Source organism: Fibrobacter sp. UBA4297, assembly GCF_002394865.1.
Classification (GTDB): Bacteria; Fibrobacterota; Fibrobacteria; order Fibrobacterales; family Fibrobacteraceae; genus Fibrobacter.
In genome coordinates, this window is the sequence record NZ_DGUZ01000009.1 from 306365 (window position 1) to 328192 (window position 21828).

Annotated in this window: 17 protein-coding genes; 11 read left to right on the forward strand and 6 right to left on the reverse strand. The window is 46.8% G+C overall.

Annotated features, from left to right (window positions below; translation table 11 throughout):
- The first annotated feature begins 51 nt into the window (after positions 1 to 51).
- The 4 genes from bioA to bioD all read left to right on the forward strand — a co-directional run bounded on the left by bioA (position 52) and on the right by bioD (position 4202).
- Positions 52 to 1383 (forward strand): adenosylmethionine--8-amino-7-oxononanoate transaminase, encoded by a 1332-nt coding sequence (gene bioA / locus B3A20_RS04570; RefSeq protein WP_290762392.1) that lies wholly within the window; start codon positions 52 to 54, stop codon positions 1381 to 1383.
- Between the two features lie 102 nt (positions 1384 to 1485).
- Positions 1486 to 2232 (forward strand): 6-carboxyhexanoate--CoA ligase, encoded by a 747-nt coding sequence (locus B3A20_RS04575; RefSeq protein WP_290762395.1) that lies wholly within the window; start codon positions 1486 to 1488, stop codon positions 2230 to 2232.
- A 72-nt stretch (positions 2233 to 2304) separates the two neighbouring features.
- Positions 2305 to 3540: an aminotransferase class I/II-fold pyridoxal phosphate-dependent enzyme gene (locus B3A20_RS04580; RefSeq protein ID WP_290762397.1), complete on the forward strand. Its 1236-nt coding sequence runs from the start codon at positions 2305 to 2307 to the stop codon at positions 3538 to 3540.
- On the forward strand, positions 3537 to 4202 hold the full coding sequence (gene bioD, locus B3A20_RS04585) for a dethiobiotin synthase (RefSeq protein ID WP_290762400.1): 666 nt from the start codon (positions 3537 to 3539) through the stop codon (positions 4200 to 4202). The genes B3A20_RS04580 and bioD overlap by 4 nt, the downstream gene beginning before the upstream one ends.
- 60 nt (positions 4203 to 4262) lie before the next feature.
- On the opposite strand, the gene B3A20_RS04590 is transcribed toward bioD, so the two are convergent.
- Entirely contained in the window at positions 4263 to 5417 is a 1155-nt protein-coding gene (locus B3A20_RS04590; RefSeq protein WP_290762405.1) for an FISUMP domain-containing protein, read from the reverse strand.
- A gap of 186 nt (positions 5418 to 5603) precedes the next feature.
- On the opposite strand from B3A20_RS04590, the gene B3A20_RS04595 reads away from it, so the two are divergent.
- A complete protein-coding gene (locus tag B3A20_RS04595; protein WP_290762407.1) occupies positions 5604 to 7049 on the forward strand; it encodes an ATP-binding protein in 1446 nt (481 codons plus the stop codon).
- Positions 7050 to 7148: 99 nt separating this feature from the next.
- Here B3A20_RS04595 and B3A20_RS04600 read toward each other — a convergent pair whose 3' ends face one another.
- Positions 7149 to 8351: an FISUMP domain-containing protein gene (locus tag B3A20_RS04600; protein WP_290762408.1), complete on the reverse strand. Its 1203-nt coding sequence runs from the start codon at positions 8349 to 8351 to the stop codon at positions 7149 to 7151.
- Positions 8352 to 8471: 120 nt separating this feature from the next.
- Here B3A20_RS04600 and queC point away from each other — a divergent pair, with 120 nt between their 5' ends.
- The 3 genes from queC to B3A20_RS04615 are packed head-to-tail and all read left to right on the forward strand — an operon-like array spanning position 8472 to position 10145.
- Positions 8472 to 9125, forward strand: coding sequence for a 7-cyano-7-deazaguanine synthase QueC (queC, locus tag B3A20_RS04605; protein WP_290762412.1), 654 nt, complete (start codon positions 8472 to 8474; stop codon positions 9123 to 9125).
- Position 9126: 1 nt separating this feature from the next.
- Positions 9127 to 9456, forward strand: coding sequence for a 6-carboxytetrahydropterin synthase QueD (gene queD / locus B3A20_RS04610; RefSeq protein WP_290762414.1), 330 nt, complete (start codon positions 9127 to 9129; stop codon positions 9454 to 9456).
- 14 nt (positions 9457 to 9470) lie between these two features.
- Positions 9471 to 10145 carry a 7-carboxy-7-deazaguanine synthase QueE gene (locus tag B3A20_RS04615; RefSeq protein WP_290762415.1) on the forward strand — a complete coding sequence of 225 codons (675 nt, stop codon included), beginning with the start codon at positions 9471 to 9473 and terminating at the stop codon, positions 10143 to 10145.
- A 26-nt stretch (positions 10146 to 10171) separates the two neighbouring features.
- Here the strand turns inward: B3A20_RS04615 and B3A20_RS04620 are convergent, their stop codons facing one another.
- Positions 10172 to 11230 (reverse strand): MBL fold metallo-hydrolase, encoded by a 1059-nt coding sequence (locus B3A20_RS04620; RefSeq protein ID WP_290762416.1) that lies wholly within the window; start codon positions 11228 to 11230, stop codon positions 10172 to 10174.
- A gap of 186 nt (positions 11231 to 11416) precedes the next feature.
- On the opposite strand from B3A20_RS04620, the gene B3A20_RS04625 reads away from it, so the two are divergent.
- Positions 11417 to 13279: a phosphoenolpyruvate carboxykinase (GTP) gene (locus tag B3A20_RS04625; protein ID WP_290762417.1), complete on the forward strand. Its 1863-nt coding sequence runs from the start codon at positions 11417 to 11419 to the stop codon at positions 13277 to 13279.
- A gap of 198 nt (positions 13280 to 13477) precedes the next feature.
- On the opposite strand, the gene B3A20_RS04630 is transcribed toward B3A20_RS04625, so the two are convergent.
- From B3A20_RS04630 to B3A20_RS04640, 3 genes are all read right to left on the reverse strand, one after another.
- Entirely contained in the window at positions 13478 to 14377 is a 900-nt protein-coding gene (locus B3A20_RS04630; protein WP_290762418.1) for a hypothetical protein, read from the reverse strand.
- Between the two features lie 316 nt (positions 14378 to 14693).
- Positions 14694 to 15584: a hypothetical protein gene (locus B3A20_RS04635; RefSeq protein WP_290762419.1), complete on the reverse strand. Its 891-nt coding sequence runs from the start codon at positions 15582 to 15584 to the stop codon at positions 14694 to 14696.
- Between the two features lie 186 nt (positions 15585 to 15770).
- Positions 15771 to 17360, reverse strand: a complete 1590-nt coding sequence (locus B3A20_RS04640) for a vWA domain-containing protein (protein WP_290762420.1) — start codon at positions 17358 to 17360, stop codon at positions 15771 to 15773.
- A gap of 200 nt (positions 17361 to 17560) precedes the next feature.
- Here B3A20_RS04640 and B3A20_RS04645 point away from each other — a divergent pair, with 200 nt between their 5' ends.
- Both B3A20_RS04645 and B3A20_RS04650 read left to right on the forward strand, forming a co-directional pair.
- Entirely contained in the window at positions 17561 to 20146 is a 2586-nt protein-coding gene (locus B3A20_RS04645) for a SprT-like domain-containing protein (RefSeq protein WP_290762421.1), read from the forward strand.
- A gap of 119 nt (positions 20147 to 20265) precedes the next feature.
- Positions 20266 to 21762, forward strand: a complete 1497-nt coding sequence (locus B3A20_RS04650) for a glycoside hydrolase family 30 beta sandwich domain-containing protein (RefSeq protein WP_290762423.1) — start codon at positions 20266 to 20268, stop codon at positions 21760 to 21762.
- Positions 21763 to 21828 lie beyond the last annotated feature (66 nt).

Sequence of the window (21828 nt, forward strand, 5' to 3'; positions counted from 1 at the left end):
ATCTCCTTTTTGATAGAAAAATACCGCGCATTTTTCTATATTGCGTTGCAAATGAATACGCTATTGAATTTCGACAGCGAGCATTTGTGGCACCCGTATGCTGCGCTGAAAAATACTCCCGCAAGATTCCTTGCAAAGTCGGCTCACGGAACGACGATTGAAACCGCCGACGGATTGAAACTGATTGATGCCGTATCGAGCTGGTGGTGCATGGCTCACGGGCATAACGCTCCTGAAATTGTTGAAGCGATTCGCAAGCAAAGCGAAAAAATGTGCCACGTGATGTTCGGCGGTTTTACGCACGAGCCTGCGATTGAACTTGGCGAGAAGCTTGTGAACTTTTTACCCGAGGGCTTGAACAAGATTTTCTTTGCCGATTCTGGAAGCATCGCCGTGGAATGCGCCGCCAAGATGGCGGTGCAGTACCAGCATTCGCTGGGTCGCCCGGAGCGCTGTAAGTTGGTTGCCTTGAAGGGCGGCTACCACGGCGATACGGCAGGCGCAATGGCTTTGAGCGATCCTGACGGCATGCATACGCTTTTCCGCGGAATCATGCCGCATCATTACTTTGCGGAACGCCCGAATTGCCGTTTTGATAGCGCTTGGGACGATAGCGATTTTGCATCGATGGAACGCGTTGTCGAAGAGCATAAAAATGAAATTGCGGCCGTCATTTGCGAGCCTGTTTTCCAGGGCGGAAACGGCATGTGGCTTTACAATGCGGGTTACCTCAAGCGCCTCCGCGAGCTTTGCGACCGCTATGGCATCTTGCTTATTTTGGACGAAATTGCGTCTGGTTTTTACCGCACGGGCCCGCGATTTGCGATGATGCATACAGCAACACAGGATTGCGTCGACTTTATAAAGCCGGACATTATGTGCATCGGCAAGGCGCTTACAGGCGGTTGCATTACGATGGCCGCCTGCGTTGCATCCGAAAAGGTCGCCGATACAATTACAAATAGCAAAATCCCTGCATTTATGCACGGCCCGACTTACATGGCAAACCCGCTAGCGTGTGCGGCTGGGATTGCTTCGCTTTCGTTGTTTGAAAGTCGCGATTATGCATCAAGCGTGGCGCGTATTGAAAAGCGCTTAAAGGCGAATTTGGAACCGCTACGTTCGCTCGAAAATGCGGCAGATGTGCGTGTACTTGGTGCGATAGGCGTTTTGGAACTCAAGGCAAAGCCAAGTGCAGACGATATTCTGAAAGTCATCAAGGAAACTGGCGTGTGGCTACGTCCGTTCTGCAATTACGTCTATACGATGCCACCGTTCATCACGAGCGATGCTGAAGTGGACCGCATTTGTGAAGCGATTAAGATGATTGGAAAATGCGAACCTGCGCCGATTGTAGATGGCGAAGACGAATTCCACGAGTAAGTAGACATCCTGTCATCCTGGAGCGAAGCTATACGATACTTGGCAACTTGTTGCCGTAGTAGAGTTATCCTCTTTGGGGAGATAGGATTCATTGAGATTTTTATGGATTATTATAGTTTAAAAATGCGAGCCTCGCAGCAAGTGGGCGAGGGCGAACAGAAACGTGAGCAGCACATATCCGGTGCCGAGCGCATCGTGGGCCGTGATTCCGTGGAAGCGGTGTGTTCGGCAATGGTTCGCCGTGCGATGACGCATTCCAAGGGCGACCCGGATTTTATCAATGTGAAAATTGAAAAGGTTCACGAAAGCGATATCCAGATTTTAAAAGCCTTGCCGGTGACGCGCGTAGATGTGGATACGTGGCAGGAAGGATTGGAAAAGGCGTTTGGGCTGGTTGGTGATGCCGCCGCCGGTATTCGCGAAAAACTTCCTGAACTCTTGCGCGAAACGTTCCCGATGCGTGGGGCTATGCTTTACGACATTGCAACGGAAAATCGCCTTGAACCCGATCAGGCCCGAGGCGTGCGAGCAACGTATATGGATGCGCTCCATTCGAGCGAAGTCGATGGATGCAAGAATCATTTTAACGAAGCGATCGTCCTTGCGACCAAGGTGGCGAATGCACCGGGTATGGTGGCAGAATTCTGCGTGAGCGATGACCCGAATTATGTGACAGGCTATGTCGCGAGCAAGGAACTCGGCTATGTGCGCATCATGAAGATGAAGGAAATGGGCGACGAAAACGGAGGCCGCATTTTCTTGTTTGATTCCCGAAAAGCCTCCGCCGAAGAATGCATCGAGTATTTGCAGAAAAAGAAAGTACTCGTGGATGTAGTTGGCAGAACTTAGAGCTTAGAACTTAGAACGAGTCATCCTGAGCGAAGGGCGTAGCCCGAAGTCGAAGGATCTAAGGCTTTTTGTATGAACGAACGAATTTTAGACTTTTTCACGAAAGATGCGCTTGAAGCGGCGCGTGCGAACAATACGTACCGCACGTTGCGTCATATCTCGTCGCCAGAAGCATCGCATGTGACGATTGCGGGTAAGGATACGGTTTTGCTCGCTTCGAATTCTTACTTGGATTTGGCGAACGTTCCTGAACTCAAGCAGGCGATGGCGGATGCGGTCCTTGAATGGGGTACGGGGAGCGGTGGCGCTCGCCTCACGACCGGCAACAAGACTCCCCACGACGAACTTGAAGAATTTATTGCAAAGTTCAAAGGCGAAGAGGCGGCTATCGCGTTCAACACGGGCTACATGGCGAACGTGGGAACGATTTCTGCGTTGTGTGGCAAGAACGATTTTATTTTCAGCGATGAACTGAATCACGCAAGCATCATTGATGGCATTCGCCTTTCGCGTGCAAAATGCTTTGTGTACAAGCACAATAACATGGCGGATTTGGAACGCGCGATTGAAGCTGCCAAGGCGGAGTTCTTAGCACAAAGCACATCGGCAAGCACCGCTTTAAGTGATGCGGGAAATGCGAAACAAGGTGCGCATCCCTTCCGCGGGCTCATTGTGACGGATGCTGTTTTCAGCATGGATGGCGATTTGGCGAATTTGCCGGAGCTTTTGCGGATTGCTCGTGCTCGCGATTGCCTTTTGATGATTGATGAGGCACATGCCACGGGCGTCCTTGGGCGCACGGGGCGCGGACTTGCGGAACATTACAATTGTGAACATGCCGATGTGACCGTCGGGACTTTGAGCAAGGCCGTGGCCGCCGAAGGCGGCTTTGTCGCCGGCTCCAAGCAGTTGATTGAATTCTTGAAAAACAAGTCTCGCAGTTTCATTTTCACGACGGCGATGGCTCCTGCAGTAGCGGCGGCTGCACTCCGCAATTTGCAGTTTATTGATGCGCATCCGGAACGTGTTCAGCAGTTGCGTGATAACGTTAAATTCTTTTGCGATGCTTTGCGCTTGCATGGGTTGCAAGTTCCGCAGACGGAATCGGCGATTATCCCGATTATCATTGGGGATGAGGCGAAGGCTTTGCGGATTTCGGAAACGCTCCAGAATGAGGGCGTCTTGATTCCTGCGATTCGTTATCCGACGGTTGCAAAAGGGCAGGCCCGCCTACGCGCGAGCCTCATGGCAACGCATACAAAAGAAGAACTTGAATTTGCTGCAGCTAAAATTGCGGAGGCGATATGAGCAAAGGTTATTTCGTTACGGCGACGGGTACGGATGTCGGTAAAACTTTTATCACGGGTCTTTTGGTGAAAAAATGGCGCGATTCCAGCATTGACGCAGGCTATTACAAGGCGGCGCTCAGCGGTGCTGAACTCCGTGATGGCAAGTGGATTGCGGGCGACGCTGATTACGTCAAGTGCATTGCAAATCTCCCAGACACGCAAGAACAGCTCGTCAGTTACGTTTACAAAGAGGCGGTTTCTCCGCATCTGGCCGCACAAAAAGAAGGCTGTCCCGTTGAACTTTCGAAAGTTCAGGCGGACTTTAACGCAGCCTGCTCCCGCCACGAATTCATCTTTGCCGAAGGTAGCGGGGGAATCATTTGCCCCATCCGCTATGATGACCAGAAAATTTTCCTCGAAGATATCATCAAGACGCTCAAACTTCCGCTGCTTATTGTAACGACGGCGGCGCTCGGCTCCATCAACGCTTGCGTGCTCACTATAGAATACGCTCGTAGTCGCGGCCTAGATATTCGTGGAATTATCGTGAACCGTTACGGCTGTAGCGGCAATTTTGAAATGGAAGATGACAATATCCGCATGATGCAGGACTTGACGGGGCTTGAAATTCTTGCAAAAGTCAAGGACGGCGACAGCGATTTAGGCGTACAGGTATTTTAGAGTAACGAAAACGAACTCCCACCCATGGGAGTTCTTTAATCTTTTAAAAATTGTAAAGAATCACTCTATCTTAACACAGCGTACTGAAACACCTAAAGTTTTTGCGCTTCCAGTATTTTTGCTTGACGGCAAATCAGACAAAGCAACTACAGATCCAACATAAACCATTTCAGCCTTATCGCTGTCATATTCTTGAGGATAAGCCCATCGAGAAAAATCAAGCAAGCCATCAAAGCCCCCTTCATAATTTCTTTTTCCACCACCAATTAAGGAGAACCCACTAGCATTGTTACCATGGAAACATTGCGAACGAAGGCCTTTTACTCCATCACCGTATTGGTCATTATAATCTCTTATTATTTCGTAATCACCCCAAGTAAACAAGCGCCAACCTTCGGGGCAAATGCCTTGATGTTCACTTTCTATTTTTTTATAGCAACTTTCTGTATTGCAACGGCTCGGCAACTGCATCATTTCTGCCCACTGGTACAAACCACCATACTTGTCACAATTCGTGGTATCATTGTTGTAGCAATAGCGTTCAATCTTCGTATCATCATTTTGATCATTTTCGCCAAGAACCATTTCACCGATATTCAAGTTTTCCGCCATGACGGTCACTTTTCTTCCTGTTTTTGAAGAAACGGCTGTATAGTAGTAGTAACTACGACCATTGCGTGGGTCGGTAAACTGTTTGTAGATTGTATCCCTAAGATTCCAATTATCCGCAAGACATTTAAAATGGTCATACGGAACATACTCGCTACTGGAAGATACTTTTTTACTCGAAGATGAAGAACTCGTCATGGCGGACGATGATCCGCCATCTTTTTTACTCGAAGATGAAGGGAGATTCCCGCTCGAGGCGGGAATGACAGAGGACGAGGAGGATACAGCCTTTTGACTAGAACTTGATGGATCCCCTTCGCTACGCTTCGAAGATGACGATAAGGCTTTATTCGAAGACGACGATTTCACGTCATTGCGAGGAGTCGAAGACGACGAAGCAATCTTTTTACTGCTACTTGAAGGGCGATTCGCGCTTGAAGCGGGAATGACAGATGAAGAGGAAGAAGACGACATATTATCATCATTTACGGAAGTTCCGCTATCGCCGCCACAAGCGATGAGGGCTATGGTAAGCAAAAGGACCATAATGGATCCTATCGCGCTTTGCGCTCCAGGATGACACATAGCTCTTACGAATTTTCTCATTCTATACTCCTTTCCTTCCATATACCCAATTGCGCTGCAATATAGATAAATCCAAATGCTTTAGCACCCGTTCATGCGTAAAATAGGAATCTTCCCTTGCTTTTTTGCTAAAAATAATGTATAATAATTACCAAATCGTGATTTACTAAATCGTGATTTGGTAAATTATAAAACGAAGGGTAGAATATGTTCGTTGGCAGAAAACAGGAATTGCAATTTCTTGAAGACCGATACGCAAGCAAAGGCGGACAATTGGTCGTGCTTTACGGACGCAGGCGCGTAGGTAAAACGGAAACACTTCATGAATTTTGCAAAGATAAGCCGCACGTGTTCTACTCATGCCGAGAAGTGTCCGACAAATTGCAGTTACGCAGCTTTTCTTCGAAGATGTTGCAAGAAAAAATTCCTGCGGCGAAATATATCTCCGAATTTGACGACTGGGAAGCGGCTATTGGCGCGGTCTCGGAGTTGCCCTACGGCAAACGTAAAAAACTGCTGATTATCGATGAATACCCTTACATGTGCAAGTTCAACAGCAGCGTTCCATCTGTTTTGCAAAACCTTTGGGATGAACGCCTGAAAGACGAGAACATCATGATAGTCCTGTGCGGCAGCGCAATGAGTTTTATCGAAAAGGAATTGCTAGCCGAGAAAAATCCGCTTTATGGAAGGGCTACGGGAATATTCAAGATGGAACCTATGGGATTTTACGATGCAACGCAGTTTTTCCCGAAATATTCCGCCCGTGACAAGATTATCGCCTACTCTATTCTTGGCGGAATTCCGCATTATTTGCGGCAATTCGATTCGGACTTGTCTCTTGAAGAAAACATCAAGCGAAACATTCTTACTAAAGGCTGCGCACTTTATAGCGAGGTAGAATTTTTGCTTCGACAGGAATTACGAGAAACAATTCTCTACAATTCCATCATTGAATCCATTGCGCTTGGGGCAACCAAGTTGAATGACATCAGCAAGAAATCGCTTATTGACGACACCTCAAAAACAAGCGTTTATCTAAAAAACTTGATAGAACTTTCTATCGTAAAACGTGAATTTTCTGTTGATGACGGCATAAAGGAAGTCGGAAATCGGAATCGCGGACTTTACCGCTTGACGGACAATTTTTTCCGTTTCTGGTACGCATTTGTATTTACCAACTATTCCGATTTGGAAAGCGGCGATGTCAACGGCGTTTTTGAACATGTCGTTAAGCCATCTCTGCACGAGTTTGCGTCTTTATCTTTTGAAGATGTTTGTCGTGAATTCATCCAAGAAAAGCAGAAATCAGGACTGTTGCCGTTCCGTTATAAGCGGATGGGACGCTGGTGGGGCAAAACTACTGTACGCCGTGGCGATGATACAGAAGTTCAAGAAACGGAAATTGACCTGCTTGCGATATCTGCAGATAAGGATAAGTATCTTGTAGGTGAAAGCAAGTTCAAGGGCAAGCCGTTTACCTACGGTGATTTTCTCGATACGATGGTGAAGCTTTCTTCGCAAAAGGATAAAGCAGAATTTTACTATTACCTTTTTTCAGAATCAGGCTTTGTGGAAAAACTTAGCGACGAGGCTCGCAAGAATCACAATATCCATCTTGTAAATCTTGATGATATCGTAAAGTTAAAGTAAGGAAGGCGACAGCGATTTAGGTGTAGCGGTATTTTAGAGTAACGAAAACGAACTCCCACCCATGGGAGTTCTTTAATCTTTTAGAATTTGTTAAAATGTTTACTCAATTTTAACACAACGAACAGAATATCCGTTCGACTTTTCTCCACGACGATTTTTTTGTGTACCTGTATTATCATCGCTATTTACAGAAACAAAAGCAGAATATGCAAATAAAGTGACATCATATTCTTGTTCCTGCGGATATGTCCAAAAAACAGCATCTGTCAAATTTTTAAATGTTCCATTTTCAAATCTAACCCCACCACCGATTAAGGAGAACCCACTAGCATTGTTACCATGGAAACATTGCGAACGAAGGCCTTTTACTCCATCGCCGTATTGATCGTTATAATCTCTTATTATTTCGAAATCACGCCATGTAAAAAGACGCCATCCATCTGGACAAATTCCTTGATGCTGAGTTTCAATCCAATCAGAACAGCTTTCAGTATTGCAACTGCTCGGCAACTGCATCATTTCAGCCCACTGGTACAAACCACCATACTTGTCACAATTCGTGATATCGTTATTGTAGCAATAGCGTTCAATCTTCGTATCGTCATTCTGGTCATTTTCACCAAGAACCATTTCACCGATATTCAAGTTTTCCGCCATGACGGTCACTTTTCTTCCTGTTTTTGAAGAAACGGCTGTATAGTAGTAGTAACTACGACCATTACGTGGGTCGGTAAACTGTTTGTAGATTGTATCCCTAAGATTCCAATTATCCGCAAGACATTTAAAATGGTCATAAGGAACATACTCACTACTGCTAGACACTTTTTTACTTGAACTCGATGCAGGAGCAACAGAAGATGACGAGACAACTTTTGCTGACGATGAAGAATTTTTTAGACTAGAGCTAGACTCAACTTTTTTACTTGAGCTTGAGGCCGAGACAGAAGAAGAGGATGCAACCTTTGCAGACGATGACGAAACGTCATTGCGAGGAGTCGAAGACGACGAAGCAATCTTTTGACTAGAACTAGACTCTACTTTTTTACTTGAACTCGAAGCAGGAGCATCAGAAGAAGAGGAAACCGCCTTTTGACTACTACTTGTCATTCCGGACTTCGTTCCGGAATCGGCGTTACTACTGCTAGAAACCGTTTTGCTACTGCAGCTCGGTTCGTCGGAAGGTGCAGACGTACCACTATCGTCGCCGCAAGCGACGAGGGCTATGGTAAGCAAAAGGACCATAATGGATCCCATCGCGCTTTGCGCTCCAGGATGACACATAGCTCTTACGAATTTTCTCATTCTATACTCCTTTCCTTCCATATACCCAACTTTTTTATTGAAACAATTTAGCAAAATTTCTATCTTTGACGTTAGTCAGTTCGAGACCCATCCTGACTTTAAACAAAACTAGGAGATTTTATGAAAGACGCACTGCTGGTCTTGTCCGGTGGAATGGACAGTGTGACCTTGCTCTACGACCGCGCTGCGGATATTGCGCTTGCCGTTTCATTTGATTACGGCAGCAACCACAACGACAAAGAAATTCCTTTTGCGCGCATGCATTGCGAAAAGCTCGGGATTCCGCACATTACGATTCCGCTCAAGTTCATGCACGATTATTTTACATCGTCGCTCCTTTCGGGTGCAGACGCTATCCCAGAAGGGACTTACGCCGACGAGAACATGAAATCGACGGTGGTGCCGTTCCGCAATGGCATTATGCTTTCTGTGGCGGCAGGGCTTGCCGAAAGCCGTGACCTCAAGCGCGTGATGATGGCGAACCACTTTGGCGACCATGCGATTTACCCGGACTGCCGCGAAGAATTCGTGAAGAACATGTCGGCAGCGATTTCAGCGGGTACATACGCAAACATCACAATTGATGCTCCGTACACGAACATTTCCAAGGCGGATATCGCTCGCAAGGGTAAGGCTCTTGGCTTGGATTACAGCGAAACTTGGTCTTGCTACAAGGGCGGCCGTGTCCATTGCGGCAAGTGCGCAACTTGCCTAGAACGCAAGGCAGCTCTCGCCGAAGCTGGCATCAACGACACAACGGAATACGAGGCGTAATATGTACAGAGTTATCAAGCGTATTGAGATTTCTGGGGCTCACAAGCTCTCGCTCCCGTACGAAAGCAAGTGCCGCGGTCTGCATGGCCACAACTGGATTATCACGGTGTTCTGCCAGTCCGAAACGCTCGACGAAAACGGAATGGTGGTCGATTTTTCGCACATCAAGGAAATTGTGAAGGGTAAGCTCGATCACAAGTTCTTAAACGATGTGGTGGACTTTAATCCGACGGCGGAGAACATGGCTCGCTGGATTTGCGAACAGGTGCCGCACTGCTACAAGGTGCAGGTCCAGGAAAGCGAAGGCAATACCGTCGAGTACGAAGTGTAAGGGTGCGGGCTCTTATGAAAGTTTGTGAAATTTTTAAGAGTATCGAGGGTGAAGGGATTCGCATGGGGCTGGCGGCGGTGTTTGTGCGTCTGCACGGCTGCAACTTGCGCTGTAGCTATTGCGATTCGATGTATGCAGTCGAAGGTCCCGACTTTAAGCAGATGAGCGTGGGGGAGGTCCTTGCGGCGGTTGAAGCGTATCACAACGAATCCGGCGTCAAGTGCATTACGCTCACGGGTGGCGAACCGCTGATTCACGAAGGCGTGGGCGAGCTGCTTACCGCATTCTGTGACGGTGGCTTTGAAGTCAACATCGAAACGAACGGCACGGTTCCTTGCAAATGGCGGTTGCCAGGGCTCTTCTACACGATGGACTGGAAGTGCAAAAGCAGTGGCATGTCGGCCCGAATGAAGATGGAAAATATCATTTCACTCGGCAAAAATGACGTGCTCAAGTTCGTTGTCGGGAGTGTAGAAGATTTGTTGGAAGCGGAAGGCGTTGTCGCGCGACTCTCGCTAACATCTCCAGATAATATGCCGCACATCTTTATTTCGCCGGTATGGGGCGAACTCACCAACGAGCAAATTGTCAATTGGATGGTGAGTAGCAAGGTCATGACGCAAAACAACGCTCGGTTCCAAGTGCAACTTCACAAAATCGTGTGGGACCCCGACATGCGCGGGGTGTAATGCGGACGCTTCTCGCAAAGAGTTTGTTAGTCCAAATACACAACTTCGCCGATAAGCGGCATGAGCAAAGGCTTGCCAGATTCCTGGGCGGCCTTTTTCGCATTTTCGAGAGGCTCGTAATACGGATGCTTGCTCAGGCAGAACTTGGAATGGTGAACTGTCAAATAACGCTTCGCGCCTAGCTCAAGCATTTCACGACCCAAGTATTGCGGCATCGTATGGATTTGTGCCCAGTCTGGGTTGTATTGCCCGTTTTCAAGAATCCCTAAATCAATATTCGGGAAATTAGCCTTGATTTTCGAGAAGTGCGAACCGTAGCCGCCGTCGCCGCCAATCCAAATCGTGCGCTTGGGCGATTCATAGACGAATGATGCCCAGAACGTCTTGTTCTTGTGCAAATCGCGGCCCGAAAAATGCCTTGCGGGCGTTGCCGTAATGCGGGTGCTGTCGCCAAGCTGCGCGTTTTCCCACCAGTCGAGCTCAATAAGTTTGCTCACGGGGTAGTGCCAATATTCCAGATGCGAGCCTACGCCAAGTGCGGTTACGACCTTCTTGACGCGCGGTTCCAACTCCGTGACAGTTTCGTAATCCAAGTGATCCCAATGGTCGTGAGTAATAACCAGGTAATCGATATCCGGCATGTCGGCAGGCTTGTAAATGTCCGTGCCCTTGAACATCTTATTCGCGAACTTGACGGGGGAGCCCTTGTAAAACACCGGGTCCACCAAAATTTTCTTGCCCGAGAGGTTCAAAAGGTACGAAGAATGCCCGAACCAAACAATCCAATCTTTGTCGTTGGGGAGTTTTCTCAAATCCGTCTTGATTGCGTGCAAAGCAGTGTCGGGGACGGTGTTCTTCTTGCTGTTGAACATGAATTCGCGCCAGACGGTGAGCGTGCTCTTGTTGCCTGTCATGAATTCCGTTTCTTCGTCGTTCACGAATTGCTTGCCATCGTAATGCGGAGACTTTTTGACGCGTTCCAGGCGCTTGCCTTGCGGGAGCTTGCCAAAGCTGTCTTGACTTAAAAACAGGACGCCGGCATCGCCCAAAATGAAAAGGACTGTTAAAATAATCGTTGTAATCATAACTAGGCTTTAATATATAATTGTTTTTTGCTAAAAAATCTATCCAGATGTGCAGGCCTGAAATTTCTTTCGTCTTTGACCTCTCGTCTAGCGTCAAACTATTGACCAACACCCATTTTTTTTGCTATCTTGTAGCACGTTCGAAATATCTCGAAATCTAACACGTTAAACCAATAGGAGCTCATAATGAGTCTTACTCTTAACGATATCAAGCACCCGAGAATCAGTACTTGGGTGAATGAAATGATTGCCATGTGCGAACCGGACAACGTGGTCGTTGTTGACGGTACCCAGGAAGAATATGATGCCCTCATGCAGAAGTGCGTCAAGGCTGGCCTCGCAACGAAGCTTGCCAAGAAGGAAAACTGCTACTTGTTCCGTTCTCTTCCGTCTGACGTGGCTCGCGTCGAATCCCGTACGTTCATCTCTTCTGTCAAGGAAGAAGATGCAGGTCCGACCAACCACTGGATCGACCCGTCTGAACTCAAGCAGACGATGCGTAAGCTCTACAAGGGTTGTATGCACGGCCGTACCATGTACGTGATCCCGTTCTGCATGGGCCCGCTCGGCTCCCCGATCTCCAAGAACGGTATCGAAGTCACTGACTCCGAATACGTCGTTCTCAACATGGACATCATGACTCGCGCTGGCAAGAAGGTTCTCGATATCTTCAATGCTGACCCGAACGCTGACTTCGTTCCGTGCCTCCACTCCGTTGGTAAGCCGCTCCGCGAATGCGAAAGCGACAACGGCATCTGGCCGTGCGCTGACGTTGAATACAAGTACATCACGCAGTTCCCGGAAGAACGCCTCATTTGGTCCTACGGTTCCGGTTACGGTGGAAACGCCCTCCTTGGCAAGAAGTGCTTTGCTCTCCGCATTGCTACCGTTCTCGCTCGCGACGAAGGCTGGCTCGCTGAACACATGCTCATCCTCAAGCTCACCAACCCGAAGGGCGAAGTCAAGTACGTGACTGGCGCATTCCCGTCTGCTTGCGGTAAGACGAACCTCGCCATGCTCATCCCGACTATCCCGGGCTGGAAGGTCGAAACCATCGGTGACGACATTGCATGGATGAAGTTTGGCAAGGATGGCCGTCTCTATGCTATCAACCCGGAAGCTGGCTTCTTCGGCGTTGCCCCGGGTACTTCTGCAGAATCCAACAAGAACGCTCTTGTTTCTGCTGAAAAGAACACGATCTACACGAACTGCGCTCTCACTGAAGACGGCGACGTGTGGTGGGAAGGCATCGGCTACCCGGCTAAGGGCAAGCTCGTTGACTGGAAGGGCAAGACCCGTGACGCTCTCCCGAAGGACAAGGCTCCTAAGGGCGAAGAAATGGCTCACCCGAATGCTCGCTTCACCGCTCCGGCTAAGCAGTGCCCGTGCATTGCTAAGGAATGGGAAGATCCGGCAGGCGTGCCTATCTCTGCAATCCTCTTCGGTGGCCGTCGTCCGTCCACCATTCCTCTGGTTCACCAGTCCCTGAGCTGGAACCACGGCGTGTTCCTCGGCTCCATCGTCGGTTCCGAAATCACCGCTGCTTCCACCATCGATGCATCTCAGGTCGGTAAGATTCGTCGCGACCCGTTCGCAATCCTCCCGTTCTGCGGCTACAACATGGGCGACTACTTCAAGCACTGGATCGAAATCGGTCAGAAGTCCACTGAAGACAAGCTTCCGAAGATCTTCTACGTGAACTGGTTCCGCAAGGATGCCAACAACGAAAAGCTTCCGGGTGGCTTCATGTGGCCGGGTTACGGCGACAACAGCCGCGTGCTCGCTTGGATCTTCGATCGCTGCAACGGTGTTGACAACGCTGTCGAAACTCCGATCGGTTACATGCCGAAGGAAGGCGCCATCAATACTGATGGTCTCGCTGACTACTATAAGGAAACTCTCCCGGAAATCACGAAGGTTGACGTGGAAGGCTGGAAGAAGGAACTCGCCGACGTTAAGGAAAACCACTATCCGAAGTTCGGCAAGCACCTCCCGAAGGAACTCTCTGAAATCATCGACATGATCCAGGATCGTCTCAATAAGGCTTAATCAACCTTATTTTCCCTAACGGAAATCCTTTAAAAATGCCCTTGTGACTTTGTCACAAGGGTGTTTTGTTGTATTAATGAGTCATTCTGAGCGGAGGGCGAAGCCCGTAGTTGAAGAATCTAGCGATGATGGCGGGATTTTTACGTGTCGTCCTGAGTGACGTACACATTGTCATTCCCGCGAAGGCGGGAATCTCCTTTATTCAAATTTTGTCTTTATATTTAATGTATCGCCACGACCATATTGGTCCTTGTAGACAAGTTTCCACGAAATTGTGGTGTCTTTGTAGGCTTGAAGTGAACCGTTAAATAGTCTAGAATAAAAGGTTTCTTTTTGTTCAGGCAAAGATATTGCACTACAACGACAAAAATTTGCATTTGGATGTTTGAACATCTTCCATTTAACTTCGGATACAACACATTTTTTTCTAAATGAACTATCTTGCTTGATATAGGCTTTATTTCCCTCGTTTGAATCTACTTTCCAAGTGAAGCCTTCTGGAAGCCCAATTGCTTCAAAAGTATAGTTTGATTTTAGATTTGCAATTTCAGAACAGGCTTCACCAGACAATTTAGAAAGGCTCTTTTTCATTTGTCTCCTATCTAATTTTGGAATTTTAGTGACCGGAATGTATTTGATTAGAGCGTTCTTTCCAAAGTTCAGATTTCTATGGGTGGTATCGTAAACCGTGTCTTTGTAATGAATTTTTGTCATCCAAACTCTAGTTCTAAGGCGATTGCGTGAACAACCGATTCCCCAGCATTCTTGATGATAACATTCAAACGATTTTTTCTTAATTTCGCAATCACTAGTCCGCCAAATTGTTGTATCCCCTTTATAGTTTAAAACGCGATAAAGATCTACTTTTATGTGAAACGTACTATCAATTATTTTATTGGATGTTTGTTTTGCTTTTTTTTCTAAATTCAAGAAAATACTATCTTCAACAGTCAATTTCCGTTCTACTTGAATATCATCTGGTAATGCGGAGCTTTTTATCCAAATAGCTATGCTACACACGACAAGTCCGAGTGCAATTACCCCAAGGCCGAGCCCAATAATCCATTTTTTGCGTAATTTACTCATTCCAATTTCCATCGAAAAACTCTCGACATACAAATTACAAAAAAAAACGTTGTCAATTACGTTTGTATTCCCTATATGCGTCTTTTCTAGGCTTTGTGATACATTTGTTTTCTGTATCAATTCTTGTGTCGTTTTGGGTTTGTACGAATTTTGGGGTCGGCTCAATTCGAGCCGTGGGGTAGTCGCTCGTCCATGACCGAGCCAACAGGCTTGCGCTCGTAGAGCGCAACGCATAATGTTCAAAGCGGCCTAGAGTTGCGAACTTAAATGCCCTTGCAATGAAAGTCGCAAGGGTGTTTTTGTATAAAGTCGTTAATTGAGATTTAGCTTAGTTGGCGTTATATCTGCGGTTTGCATGATAGCCCATAATGCTTGTTCGCAGAGAATCTGTTGCCGATGTATCTGCGATAAACTTTGTTGTTATGTCCAATGTATCTCCACGTCCATATTGGTCCGTATATGCAAGTTTCCAAGTGATAGTCGTGTCGCGATATGATTTCATGGATCCATTGAAAAATTGATAGGTTACCCAATCAACTTTTTCAGGAAGTCTACGGACGACGCTTCTATGATAATCATTATTAGGAGTGTATTGTACATTGGCTGCACCAACACTGCATTTTCCTGAGCGACTTGTTGCTTCAAAACCAAAGGGGAATAAATCTCTTTTTTCAAATGTAAAACCTTCAGGTAGACCGATGTGTTCAAGGTAATAATTGGAAGTGAATTCAAAAAATTGAGCGCATGCGTAGCCGTATAGAGTCGATAAAACTTTTTGTACGGTATCCCGATTGAATTTTGGAATTTTTGCAATGGGGATGTAATTGACAAGCGCGTTTTCGCCGAAGTTTATGTTCTTGTAAGTGGTATCGTAAATGGTGTCTTTATAGCTAGGACATTTTATACGATTGTTGTTGGCGTCACGGCATATCTTTACCGTATAACAGCCTACGCATGTTTCGTGGTAACAGCTAAAACTGGTATCTTTTATGTTGCAATCCGATTCGTCCCATTGCGTTGTATCGCCCTTAAAATTGAGCGCTCGGTACATCTTCACGTTTTTGTGTAGTGTGCTATCAGCAATCGAAGCGTAATCTTCAAGGGAAATCTCTTTTGCGGGTTCCGCGCTATGGATTCTGTTTTCGTCATTTGTACATGCAAATAGACTAAATGATAGGCAAATTAATGATATAGACGTGAATTTACAGGATGTCTTCATTTTTACTCCAAGTGGAAACTCCTTCTGTAAATAAAAATAGATAAAGTTCGTACGAAAAACAATAATTTGTGTGAACGGATTATAAAGAAATTCAGTAAAAGATGTTGCTTTCGTTGGTTTTTGTATATAAAAGAAAGTGCCGCGGCATCTCGTCGCGACACTTTGAGTATGTTATTGGTTATGATGTTATTCTACATATTTCTTGATGAGGCGGACCATCAAATCGGCGAGTTTTTCCACTTCGTAATCGCCGACAGAAGCTTCAATGTGCTTATTTCCGATGCCACTATCGTTTGTGAGGAATACGTATGTGCCGCCCGTCGCAAGCTCAAAGAATCTCAGCATAAATTCGGTGTCCTTATCCACGCCACTAGCAGCCACCGGGATAATCTTGATGCCGTTCTGGGCAAAGAGTGCAATGGATTTTTGCAGGCTTTCGATGACGTTGTCCTTATGGTGCGCAGGAGCGTCAAGAATCAAGAATGCGATACGTGCGCGAGCCGATTCGTTCCAGGAAAGTTTTTGCAAGGTCGCTTCTAGAGCATAGTCAACAGCTTCGGGATAGTCGCCACCACCGCCAGCTTTCTGTTTGGCGACAAATTCTTGAGTCGTTGAAACGTTATCTGAAAAATCATCGTATCGGGTGATGTATTCGTCTTGGAGATCGCGGTAGAATAATGCTGCTGTACGCAAAGCGATGTTGTTGCCCGAACTGGCATGATCTATAATGTAGTTCAGGTCAGAAATAAGGAAGCGGATTTCATCGGTCATGGAGCCTGTTGCATCCACGATGAATGCGATATCAGCCTTTGCTGCAGCCTGCTTGGCGTCTGCACTTACGACAACGTTGACATTGAGTTGTTCGTCGCCCTGCATTGTGAACTTTATCGGTTCGATATAGCTTGCGCCATTGACGTTGAGCGAATAATCTTCAGCAACAATTTCGCCATTATCATTGGCAAAAAGGCTCTGCCAGCAGTAAGCGAATCCTGCATTATCCGTCTTTGTGGAGAATTGTACGGAGCTACCCTTAAGGAGTTCCACGGGGACGTTTGCAATGGCCGTGTTATTCCCGTCGACAACTTGTACTGCCACTAAATTCTTGGGATAGAATTTCCAGTAGCTCGTTTTTTCGTAATACTTGTTTTCGTTGAGGAGCCCGCTCCAGAACTTCCAATTGTCGAGGTCGTTCCATTCTCCTGCCGTGAGTAATCCTGATGTTCTGTTGTTTGTGCCATCAAGGCCTCCCGCGCCGCTCGTTCCACCGACTCCACCTGCGCCACCTGGAAATCCTCCAGTTACGCTAACGCCTCCTGTAACCCCGCCTGTTAAACCGCCGGCTCCGCCGCCTTTAGTAGATGTGGTTGCTTCAGAGAAACCGCCTCCGAAACCACCGGGAGCGTCAGCGCCACCTTCGTAGCTATCAGTAAGGGCAAATTCATAGTCACCCAAAGGCGTATCTGTGGTATTTGTCGCGCTGCTTTTGGGCGTAACACTTGAAGAACTTTCTGTTCCCGAACTACTTTCAGCGGAGCTTTCTGTAGAACTTTCTGCAGAGCTTTCGACGCTCGAAAACATTAGAGAACTCGAAGAGATTGCAGAACTGCTTTCGACTTCGGGACTGTCGGCTGAGCTTTCAATACTTGAGCTTTCGATTCCAGCGCTTGTGGGGGTGTTTTCGGCTCCTGCGGCACTTGGGAAATTCCCGATGCTATCGTCGCTACAAGCTGCGCTCAATAGCGAAAACGCTATAACCGCCAACCATTTCTTTTTCATGTTAAGGTCTCCTTCTTGTTTCCTATAACATGAAATATAATTTTAGTACACAACAAAGATGTGTAAATTTTTGAAATATCGCTGTTTCTGTTGAGAAAATTGTCAAAATATTTTCTATATGCAACAAAGTGTTTTATATAGAAAACGAAAAATTCCATTTTGACACTTAGTGTCATTTTGTTTGGTTATATTTGTGGATTATGCAAAAGTTTTCGCTAAAGAATATCCGCTTTTTGATTGGTGAATTTGAAAAACGATTGGCCGATTTGAGGTCTTTTTCGGATTTTACATCTAAAGCGGAAACCGCTGTAAAAGAATCTGCCGATGCGGTTTTGAACGCCCTTATCAAGGAAAAGCTCGAAGGGGTATTTCTTGGGCGGCTGGATCTTGAGCCGGAAACTTTGCTTAGTTTGACCGAAAGAAAGGTCACAAACGCTTCTCATTTGATGGGCGTGTCCGAAAGCGTTCTTGCCAACGCATTTGCGGTCCCTGCGGCCGATGCAAAGAAAATCGTTGAGTATGTGGGGGAGCATTACGAAAATGCCCGAAAATCTGTCAATGTGAAGTTGAATGTTGACGAGAAAACGCGGGAATCATCTGACCTTGTCCGGGCTCTTTACGTTTATCGTCATGGGCTTCCGTTAGCGCAAAAATGCCAAGAGTATTTGAAAGAAAACGAGGCGCGTGTCATTGAAAATATCAACGCTTTGCGCCCCTATACGAGTTCGTTCAGGTTTGTGGCATCGCTCCTTTTTAACAGGGAGGCGAAAGCCCGATTCAATGCGCTGAACGAAATTTATGAGAGTGATTTTTGGCAGCGTTCTGCGTCTTTGCTCTCTGAATTGCAAACGCTAATAACGGCAGATCCGTCGTTTGCGTGGGAGGCGTTTTCTCAATCACCGATTCCGTTCTTTACCGACTTGGAAAGGATTTGCCCTTACGCATTGGGCAATGAAGAAATTGTTTCGTCGGAATTGCCGAAGGAAATTCTTGACGAACGGACGAATTTAGACGGCTTAAAGACGCAGCTGCGCCAATATCAAGTTCTTGGCGTGAAGTTTATTTTGCACCAGGGGCGAGTTTTGCTAGGGGACGAAATGGGCCTCGGTAAAACGGTCGAAGCGATTGCCGCACTGGTGACATTGAAAAATTTGGGTGAAACCCATTTTATGGTCATTTGCCCGGCGAGCATTTTGGTGAACTGGATTCGCGAAATCCAGAAGCTTTGTGATATCCCAGCCGTAAAAATCCACGGACCGGACAAGTTTATTTATTTTGATGCGTGGAAAAAGAATGGGGGAGTCGCCGTTACGACTTATGAAACTTCGAGACAACTGGAATTATCTGAAAAAGATTCCATTTCGATGGTTGTTGTCGATGAAGCGCATTACATCAAGAATCCGGGGAGCCAACGCACCGTGAGTGTCCGCAAATTATGCAAGCACTCTAATCGCTTGTTGCTAATGACAGGTACAGCTCTCGAAAATCGCACGAAAGAAATGCTCTTCTTGTTGCAAATTCTCCGTCCGAAGATTGCGTCAATGGCGATGGGCTTTGCTAAAGAAAGTACTAGCCAAGAATTTATGCAGATGATTGCGCCGATTTACTATCGGCGAAAGCGCGAAGATGTCTTGAAGGAATTGCCGGAGCTCATCGAAGAAGAATCGTGGATTGAAGGTGGCGATGCTGAGATGGCTGCATACGAAGAAGCGGCTGTTAAAGAAGAATTCATGACGATGCGCCGAGTTTCTTTTAATGTCGATGATTTTGAACAGTCCGGAAAGCTGAAGCGAATCAAGGAGATTGTTCGTCAGGCAAAATTTGAAAACCGCAAGGTTCTCGTCTTTTCATTTTTCTTGGAAACGATCAAGAAAGTTTGCGTATATTTGAATGATTCTTGCATGGAGCCTATTACGGGTGCGGTGCCTGTGAGCCATAGGCAAGAAATTATCGATGCGTTTGAAAAATCCCCTGCAGGGACTGTTCTCCCGTTGCAAATCAACGCGGGCGGGCTGGGCTTGAACATTCAGGCGGCGAATGTGGTCATTTTGTGCGAACCGCAGCTGAAGCCGAGTGCCGAAATGCAGGCGATTTCTCGCGCATACCGAATGGGTCAGGTTCGAAATGTGCTTGTGTACAGGCTTTTGATGCTTGATTCGATTGACGAGAAAATCAACACTCTGCTCAAATTTAAAAAGCAAGTCTTTAATACGTTTGCCGATAAGTCTCTGTCCGGGACGCAGGATTTGGAAATCAGTCCTGATGAAATCAAGAATCTTTTCAAGAAAGAAGTTGAGCGAATCCGTGCCGCGCAAGGGAGCGTTCCGACAGACAAAAGTCTTATTGCAGAAAACGAGTGGCTTGGAAAAGAAACGAATGAAGAAATAAATGAATTTGGCTATCGGGAACATGATCCGGTTTTGATAACGCCGGATTTTATGCGGAAAACCTGCGAACGCTACAATGAGCTCTATTTTGAAGGCGTGCTAGACGTAGACCGGTTGACTTTTGAATTGGACTATAGTTCTAGTTATTTGGCCTGTTTTGTCCCTAACTATTTAAGCATCGTATTCAGCCGCCATTTTGAATTTGATTACCGGAAATACCGCAATACGATGGTGCATGAAATGTGCCATTATTACCTGTATTCATTTTCGGGAGAAAATAGATCCGATAACACTTTCAAATATGAGACGGTTCACGGCAAAGCATTCCAGGATTTGGTCGACAGATTGAATTCTAAACATGCTGAGCTCAATGTGATGCTTAGAGATTGTGATTGCTAAAATTGGGTATAACGCCATAAAGCTATTGTCATTTTATCAAGACAAATTCGATTTTAGCCTTATATAAAGTGAATTTTTCAACTTACTTTAAAGAAAGTAAGGGACAAAAAGGAGGCTTTATGACGTATTCAATGAAGAGATTTTCTCTTTTTGCGCTCTCCATCGCATTTTTGAGCACTCTTGCCTGTGCTGCAACGATAAACGTTGACATGGGCAAAGAATACCAGCGCATCAGCGGCTTTGGTGCAGCATCAGCATGGGCGGGTTCCATTACCGACAAGAACGCCGCCTTCCTTTGGGATTCCACTAGCGGCGCGGGGCTTACGCTGCATCGCATCCGCATTGCTCCGGACGGCTCCACCTCCGAAACAAGTATCGCCAAAAAGGCGAGTGAATACGGCGTCAAAGTTTGGGCTGCTCCGTGGACATCCAAATATACTGTCAATTACGATGGCGATAAAAAACATTTGGATTTCAATCACGCCCAGGACTGGGCAAACACCATCTTAAAGTTTACGCAAGACATGCGAAAAGCTGGAGTCAACTTATACGCGATTTCGTCGCAAAATGAGCCTGACGGCACCGGCGACAACCACTACGAACCCGATGAATTGGCCCGTTGGGTCGGCGACTATCTTGGCCCCACTCTCGATACCACGGGCATCAAAATCATAGGCACTGAAGCCATCAACTGGTACGGATTCCCCAATTATAAAAAAGCATTCTTCAACAATCCCGCCGCTCTGAAATATACGGACATTTTTGGAACGCACGAATATGGCGGAGATCCCGCCGCTTACCCTGAAATTCACGAAGCCGGCAAGGAATTCTGGGAAACCGAAGTCTACGATCTCGGAAGCAACAAAGAAGACGTTGGCATGGGAAGCGCTCTCCGCGTTGCAAACATGATTCACGACGCCCTTACGATTTCGAATATGAACGCCTGGCATTTCTGGTGGATTTATTCCTGCAGCGAACCCAGCTGCGGCAACGGAGCGCTTTGGCCGCAAGGACAAGGCAACCCCGATAACGTGGAGCCTACCAAGCGACTCTGGGTCATGGGGAACTTCAGCCGTTTCGCGCGACCCGGCGCGAGGAGAATCGATGCTACCAAGAATCCCGAAAGAGATGTAAAGGTCACCGCCTACCGCGACTCCCTCAAGACGAAAATCGCAGTCGTCATTCTCAATTCCAAGAACGAGGAATTCAAGGCTGACTTTGACTTCGGAAACACAAAGATTGGAAGCTTCAAGCCCTATGTCACCGACGACAATAACAACCTCAAGGAAGGAAGCGAAATCAAGGTTGACGGTACAAAATGCAGTTACATCGCCCCGGCTCGCAGTGCAACGACCGTCGAATTCGTTCTGTGGCAAGAACCAAAGGTGGAACCGCCCAAGGATTCAACAGAAGCAATTGCTTTCAGAAGGATTTCTGCACCCCGAGTTCTTCAAAACACATATAAAGTGTTTAGTCCGATTGGTTCGTTTATCGGCGAATTTCAGGCAGGCGATGTCGGCGAACTCCGCAATACCCTGGCAAATGCAGGCTTAAGCCGCGGCATTTATATGGTCAAATGCGGGAATGCGAAGACGCAACGTATTGTTTTGAGATAAGTGAATGGTCGCCCCGCAAGGGACGACTTTTTTAATTCGCTGAGGTGTATGAAAAAGTGGTGAGTC

Bases quoted from the DNA above. Each gene is read 5' to 3' on its own strand.
- B3A20_RS04650 (WP_290762423.1), top strand. From the start codon at position 20,266: ATGACGTATTCAATGAAGAGATTTTCTCTTTTTGCGCTCTCCATCGCA.
- B3A20_RS04615 (WP_290762415.1), top strand. From the start codon at position 9,471: ATGAAAGTTTGTGAAATTTTTAAGAGTATCGAGGGTGAAGGGATTCGC.
- B3A20_RS04600 (WP_290762408.1), bottom strand. From the start codon at position 8,351: ATGAGAAAATTCGTAAGAGCTATGTGTCATCCTGGAGCGCAAAGCGCG.
- B3A20_RS04640 (WP_290762420.1), bottom strand. From the start codon at position 17,360: ATGAAAAAGAAATGGTTGGCGGTTATAGCGTTTTCGCTATTGAGCGCA.
- B3A20_RS04630 (WP_290762418.1), bottom strand. From the start codon at position 14,377: ATGGAAATTGGAATGAGTAAATTACGCAAAAAATGGATTATTGGGCTC.
- B3A20_RS04620 (WP_290762416.1), bottom strand. From the start codon at position 11,230: ATGATTACAACGATTATTTTAACAGTCCTTTTCATTTTGGGCGATGCC.
- bioA (WP_290762392.1), top strand. From the start codon at position 52: ATGAATACGCTATTGAATTTCGACAGCGAGCATTTGTGGCACCCGTAT.
- B3A20_RS04580 (WP_290762397.1), top strand. From the start codon at position 2,305: ATGAACGAACGAATTTTAGACTTTTTCACGAAAGATGCGCTTGAAGCG.
- B3A20_RS04575 (WP_290762395.1), top strand. From the start codon at position 1,486: ATGGATTATTATAGTTTAAAAATGCGAGCCTCGCAGCAAGTGGGCGAG.
- B3A20_RS04635 (WP_290762419.1), bottom strand. From the start codon at position 15,584: ATGAAGACATCCTGTAAATTCACGTCTATATCATTAATTTGCCTATCA.
- B3A20_RS04645 (WP_290762421.1), top strand. From the start codon at position 17,561: ATGCAAAAGTTTTCGCTAAAGAATATCCGCTTTTTGATTGGTGAATTT.
- queD (WP_290762414.1), top strand. From the start codon at position 9,127: ATGTACAGAGTTATCAAGCGTATTGAGATTTCTGGGGCTCACAAGCTC.
- B3A20_RS04590 (WP_290762405.1), bottom strand. From the start codon at position 5,417: ATGAGAAAATTCGTAAGAGCTATGTGTCATCCTGGAGCGCAAAGCGCG.
- B3A20_RS04625 (WP_290762417.1), top strand. From the start codon at position 11,417: ATGAGTCTTACTCTTAACGATATCAAGCACCCGAGAATCAGTACTTGG.
- bioD (WP_290762400.1), top strand. From the start codon at position 3,537: ATGAGCAAAGGTTATTTCGTTACGGCGACGGGTACGGATGTCGGTAAA.
- B3A20_RS04595 (WP_290762407.1), top strand. From the start codon at position 5,604: ATGTTCGTTGGCAGAAAACAGGAATTGCAATTTCTTGAAGACCGATAC.
- queC (WP_290762412.1), top strand. From the start codon at position 8,472: ATGAAAGACGCACTGCTGGTCTTGTCCGGTGGAATGGACAGTGTGACC.